Annotated in this window: 1 protein-coding gene and 1 pseudogene; both read left to right on the top strand. The window is 66.4% G+C overall.

Features of this window, described 5'->3' with window-relative positions; translation table 11 throughout:
- Window positions 1-396: 396 nt before the first annotated feature.
- Window positions 397-1,650: pseudogene (locus tag ABZ453_RS51050) on the top strand (IS110 family transposase).
- A 167-nt stretch (window positions 1,651-1,817) separates the two neighbouring features.
- Window positions 1,818-2,240, top strand: a complete 423-nt coding sequence (locus ABZ453_RS51045; protein ID WP_359026903.1) for a transposase — start codon at window positions 1,818-1,820, stop codon at window positions 2,238-2,240.
- The last annotated feature ends 45 nt before the right edge of the window (window positions 2,241-2,285 follow it).

The following is a 2,285-nucleotide window of genomic DNA, read 5'->3' as shown; positions in this document are numbered from 1 at the left end:
GGCGATCCCCAACATGGCATCTGGCGAGGCAATTCGGGCCGCGACCTGCGGATTCCACCAGCTTGATCGGCTACACCACTCGGCGGGACGCCACCACGCCAGGCAGACGCCTGGGAATCTCCCTGGCCGGGAGGCCTCACGAGAGAGCGGTGCGGTTCCGGCGTCTCCACGTCCCGTGAAACCCACCAGCGCATGCCGTCCGTTGTCGTCGTGGCGCGAGCCCGCCGCAGGGCGACCTCCTGTCCACCTCCTCGAGCCGCGAGCTCTGGCGCAGACAGAGGCTCCTGGGGTGCGCTGGTGTCGCGAACGGCTACCGAGATGGCGGACCGATCGAGTCCTGGGATTAGGACGCCGCGTGACCCGCATGAGCTCGTGACGTGGGAAAACAAGTCGAGGATGGGAGAACGTATGACTGTGTTCTGCGGGATCGACTGGGCAGAGAGGCATCACGACGTCGCGCTGGTCGATGAGGCCGGCGAACTACTGGCCAAGCGGCGGATCAGCGATGACGCGGCCGGCTACCGGACGTTGCTGGAGCTTTTGGCCGAACACGGTGACCGCCCCGGGTCGCCGATACCTGTGGCCATCGAGACCAGTCGTGGCCTGCTCGTAGCAGTCCTGCGGACCGGCAGCCGCAAGGTCTTCGCGCGATCAACCCTCTCGCTGCCTCCCGCTACCGTGACCGCCACGGTGTGTCCCGCAAGAAGTCAGACCCGGGTGACGCCCTCGTGCTGGCGAACATCCTCCGAACCGACATGGCTGTTCACCGGCCGCTGCCAGCGGACTCCGACCAGGCCCAGGCCATCGCGGTGCTGGCTCGGGCTCAGCAGGACGCGGTCTGGAACCGCCAGCAGATTGGCAACCAGATCCGCTCCCTGCTGCGCGAGTACTACCCCGCCGCCCTCGACGCTTTCCTGGCCAAGCAGGGCGGCCTGGCCCGCGAAGAAGCCCGCATCATCCTGGCCAAGGCGCCGACGCCCACCGAGGCTGCACGGCTGTCTCTGAGCCAGCTGCGTTCCGCGCTCAAACGCGCCGGTCGTGCCCGCGGCATCGAAGAAGAGGCTGATCGCCTGCGCGGTGTCCTGCGGGCCGAACGCTCACCAACCCGCAGCCGTCGAGGGCGCCTTCGGCAAGCAGCGTCTCGCTCTGCTGAAGCAGTTCGAAGCGGCCTGTCAGGCCAGCGAAGATCTTGCCGAAGCAGTCGATGCCAGCTTTCCCGATCATCCCGATGCCGAGATACTCCTCAGCTTCCCTGGCCTCGGTGTCCAGCTCGCGGCACGTGTCCTCGCCGAGACCGGCGACGACCGCAACCGCTTCACCGACGCCCGCGGCCTGAAGGCATACGCCGGATCCGCACCGATCACCCGCGCCTCCGGCAAGAAGCACTACGTCGGACGCCGCATGGTCAAGAACAACCGACTCCATCACGCCGGCTATCTGTGGGCTTTCTCCTCTCTGCGCTCATCGCCCGGAGCTCAGGCCCACTACCGCCACCGCCGCGACGTCGGCGACTGGCACGCACAAGCACAGCGGCACCTGTTCAACCGCTTGCTTGGCCAGCTGTTCCACTGTCTCCAGAAGCGGGTCCTCTTCGACGAAGAACATGCCTTCAACTCGCCTATGTCCTCGTCAATGCCAGCTGCCGCTTGACTTCTTCACATCCCGAGATGTCTATCGGGACACGCCCACCGGTCCGGCGGCAGCAAGCCCCGCCTCCGGCGTGGTCGACAGATCAGCACGCAGGGCACGAGGCCAGTCGCGTCGCGGGTCAAACCACCTCCCGAGGCGGCACCCGATCATCCTCACAGTCACGTCGGGTGGGCGCCGGGTTCCAGACTCTGGCCCGGACGGTCCTGTCGTCCCTGCGGTCGGGGATGCTTCTGCTGGCCGATCGTGGCTTCTACAGCATGGACTTGTGGTGCAAGGCCGCGGCGTACGGGGCTGACCTGCTGTGGAGAGTCCGCAAAGATCTCGTACTGCCTGTGGTTGAACAACTCCCGGACGGCTCCTACCTCACGGAGATCTTCGACCGCAGCGACATCCACCACACCCGTCGCGGGGTTCCGGTACGCGCGGTGGAGTACGCCATCACCGGCCACGAGGGCGTCTACCGGCTCATCACCACGATCCTCGACCCGGACGAGGCCCCAGCCGCCGAACTGGCCGAACTCTACGCCCAGCGCTGGGAGTTCGAGATGTGTCAACCACAGTGCACTCATATAGGGGAACTGGCTGTTTGATCTCCGTGTTGGGCGGCGGTGGGTGGTTCGGTGTCGGTCCAGCGT

It is taken from the genome of Streptomyces sp. NPDC005799 (genome assembly GCF_040630525.1).
Taxonomy (GTDB): Bacteria; Actinomycetota; Actinomycetes; order Streptomycetales; family Streptomycetaceae; genus Streptomyces; species Streptomyces griseorubiginosus_B.
The sequence above is the reverse complement of the archived record's forward strand: the minus strand, read 5'-3'. Positions and strand labels throughout refer to the sequence as shown.